Source organism: Patescibacteria group bacterium (assembly GCA_024654625.1).
Lineage (GTDB): Bacteria > Patescibacteriota > Minisyncoccia.
In genome coordinates this window covers 1-2916 of the sequence record JANLHB010000023.1, presented here as the reverse complement: position 1 = coordinate 2916, position 2916 = coordinate 1, and the positions used below count along the sequence as shown (strand labels likewise).

At 38.2% G+C, this 2916-nt stretch carries 5 protein-coding genes and 1 pseudogene; all 6 read left to right on the top strand.

The window, feature by feature from the left end:
• Positions 1 to 93 precede the first annotated feature (93 nt).
• The gene (locus NUV40_02585) at positions 94 to 363 is read left to right on the top strand and encodes a hypothetical protein (GenBank protein ID MCR4342770.1); all 270 of its coding nucleotides are present in this window, start codon (positions 94 to 96) and stop codon (positions 361 to 363) included.
• A gap of 96 nt (positions 364 to 459) precedes the next feature.
• Positions 460 to 672, top strand: a pseudogene (locus NUV40_02580) (transcriptional regulator).
• A gap of 122 nt (positions 673 to 794) precedes the next feature.
• A complete protein-coding gene (locus NUV40_02575) occupies positions 795 to 1163 on the top strand; it encodes a hypothetical protein (GenBank protein MCR4342769.1) in 369 nt (122 codons plus the stop codon).
• Positions 1156 to 1542, top strand: coding sequence for a DUF6516 family protein (locus tag NUV40_02570; GenBank protein ID MCR4342768.1), 387 nt, complete (start codon positions 1156 to 1158; stop codon positions 1540 to 1542). The genes NUV40_02575 and NUV40_02570 overlap by 8 nt, the downstream gene beginning before the upstream one ends.
• A gap of 275 nt (positions 1543 to 1817) precedes the next feature.
• On the top strand, positions 1818 to 2303 hold the full coding sequence (locus tag NUV40_02565) for an ATP-binding protein (protein MCR4342767.1): 486 nt from the start codon (positions 1818 to 1820) through the stop codon (positions 2301 to 2303).
• 211 nt (positions 2304 to 2514) lie between these two features.
• Positions 2515 to 2826, top strand: coding sequence for a hypothetical protein (locus NUV40_02560; protein ID MCR4342766.1), 312 nt, complete (start codon positions 2515 to 2517; stop codon positions 2824 to 2826).
• The last annotated feature ends 90 nt before the right edge of the window (positions 2827 to 2916 follow it).

The following is a 2916-nucleotide window of genomic DNA, read 5'->3' as shown; positions in this document are numbered from 1 at the left end:
AAAAGGAGAGTTATTGTTGATTATTTTGACCTGGCAAAAACTACAGCATTTATTAGGTGGTTATTATGGCGGTTTGACTACTTGTAAAAATCGGTGTTTGATAACGAAACAATAAGCCATCGGTTAAAAGATTTATCGCCGGAGGGGTTAACCTATTATCAGGCAATTTTGCAAAACCTGTTTTTCGCCACATTAAGCACCAAAAAGAATGAAAGAAAATTTAGAAGTGAAACGAGAGGGCACAAAGGAATAAATCCTGACCATGGGAACGATAATGTTTTTCGTTATCAAACACTTTTTAAAAATCCTGATAAACTAAAAGAGTATTTTGGAGAAATACCATTCTTAAACGGGGCAAATTAGGGACAGCGACTGTTTTTTGAAGAAGAGCTCGGCTTCATCCCTTCGGCTTGGCTCAGGACAGGCGGCAACTACGACGCCTGCTTGCGCGCTGCGAGCAGGCAAGTCAAATACCGCTATATCAAAGACGGCACTTTATTCCCTGATGAGGTTGACCAATACGAACCGTTTGTAATCCGTGAAGCTATAAACAATTGCATTGCACATCAGGATTACACAAAAGGTGGCCGCATTAATGTTGTTGAAATGGAAGATCAATTGATATTTACTAATCTCGGCAGCTTCATTCCAGGCTCAGCGGAGAAAGTAGTTAAAGAATACTGACAGGCATGAATTACACTAAAATACTATTTTTCGTGTTTTTTAAGTATTTTGTGGTTTACTGAATTCGTTAAGAAAATGAATGGTGTGCAAAGGAAGCAGAAAGCTGTATAATGATAGAGTCGAAAATTTACCAGAAACATTTTAGAGACAGAAAGGAGATGGAACGGATGAAAACGGAAAAAATACTTAAGAATTTAATTAAACCCCTGGTTCTTTCCGGGGCGTATAAAGACGAAACAGTTGCTCTGAAAGATATCGTGGTTAACCAGATAGAAGGTAAGATAAAGGCCTACGACAGGACTATAAAAACGTATCAAAAGAAATACGGAAAGGATTTTGACACTTTCTCAAAGGATCTGAAAAACAGGGCAACTCCAGAATCAGAAGATGTCTGGATGGAATGGAACGGCGCAATTGAAATGAAAAATTCATGGAATGAGGCATTAAAAGAGGTTATTGATAGTGAGTCAAATGCTTAACATTCTGGAAGTTATTGCATGCCTCAAAAAAAGTGAATTTGTATCAAAGGTAGAAATAAAAACCATTGATGAGATTCATGAAAGTGGTATTTATAAGATACGATGCAGATTAATCCCTTCGAAATATAAGCTTGAGATAAGGTATTTGAAGACAAAAGAACAGATTTTATATTCTTATCAGCTCTTTAGTAATACACCTATTATTAGATGGGACAATTCTCCCCATTACCCAAAAATAAAAACCCACCCTCACCATTTCCATGCACATGACGGCAAAATCATTGAATCCGAACTGACAGGCAATATTATTATGGATATAAAGGATATATTGCATGAGATTACAAAGTTTATTATAGGGTGTCATGACGTCACACCTTGATTAGTGATTAAGAAGAGATATGTGTATTTAAAAGAATTTTTTTGCAAATAAGGCCAGCGCTTGCCTGCCTGTGCGTCTTACGCAGACAGGTTTTTTGAAGCAGAACTCGACTTCATCCCTTCGGCCTGGCTTAGCACAGGCATCAAATACCGCATCTGCCTGTGCGTCTGCCTTCAGGTTGCACGCAGACAGGTGGGCAAAGCTCTGTCTGGAGAGGATGAGGCAGGAGATGAATAAGTGAAACCGTAACAGGAAAGATAAAGGTACTATAACGTATGACGGAAGAAGAATTGAAAATTAAATTGGAGAAATTTCGCAGACTGCCTGCGGAAACGGAGGTCTTTGAATTTAAAGAGGCCAGGAATAGTTATGACTCTAATAAGCTGGGCAAATATTTTTCTGCTCTTTCAAATGAGGCAAACCTCAAAGGCAAACCATACGCATGGCTTATTTTCGGGATTAAGGATAAGGGAAGAACAATAGTTGGCAGCCGGTTCCGCCATAACCGCAGAGATCTTGACAACCTTAAAGGGGAGTTAGCCAATAAAACCATCAATCGTATTTCTTTTATTGAAATCTATGAACTGCATCTACCCGAAGGCCGTATAGTTATGTTCCAAATTCCTGCTGCTTCAAAAGGTATATTGCCTGACATATTAACTGAATCTCAGAAAAAAAACAAGGTTACTAACTTGCTCTCTACATTAAGAATCAAGGGGATAATACGTAATAACGGGTATTCTAAATGGTCTCCTGTTTAAAAGAGTTTTAAAAGAGTTTTAAAAGTGTTTTCTGGATTAGGCCTGTAATTTCAAGCAGTTACGATAGGATGCAATGATAAGAATTATTTGATAATAGATAATATGGACAGCGGCCGTTAAAAAATACTGACAGGCATGAATTACACGAAAGGACTATTTTCGTGTCTTTTTGTGTCTTTCGTGGTCTCTTTTGTAGTTATTATTTCTATCCATGAACCTGAAATTATTTGGAAATCAGAAACTTCTGAACACACATAAAACAGCCTTTCTCTGTTCGAGAAAATGCCCTTCCGATATCATCCTGAAATCACTGGACTGGGCGAAAAAGAAGAAGGATAAAGGAGAATGTGTTATCTCCGGTTTCCACAGCCGGATAGAAAAGGATGTTTTTAATATCTTACTAAAAGGTAATCAACCCATAATTCTTGTCCTGGCAAGGGGCATGAAAAAACGGTGGCCTGCAGAAATTAAAGAAGCCATTGAAAATAACAGACTGCTTATAATCAGCCCTTTTGATCGATAGCACTGAGATAAATTCCCTCCTTTATGCTGAGATAAAATGGTTCTTTCATTCGCAGCAGGATATATTTACCCCGCTTAACCCCGCCGGGTT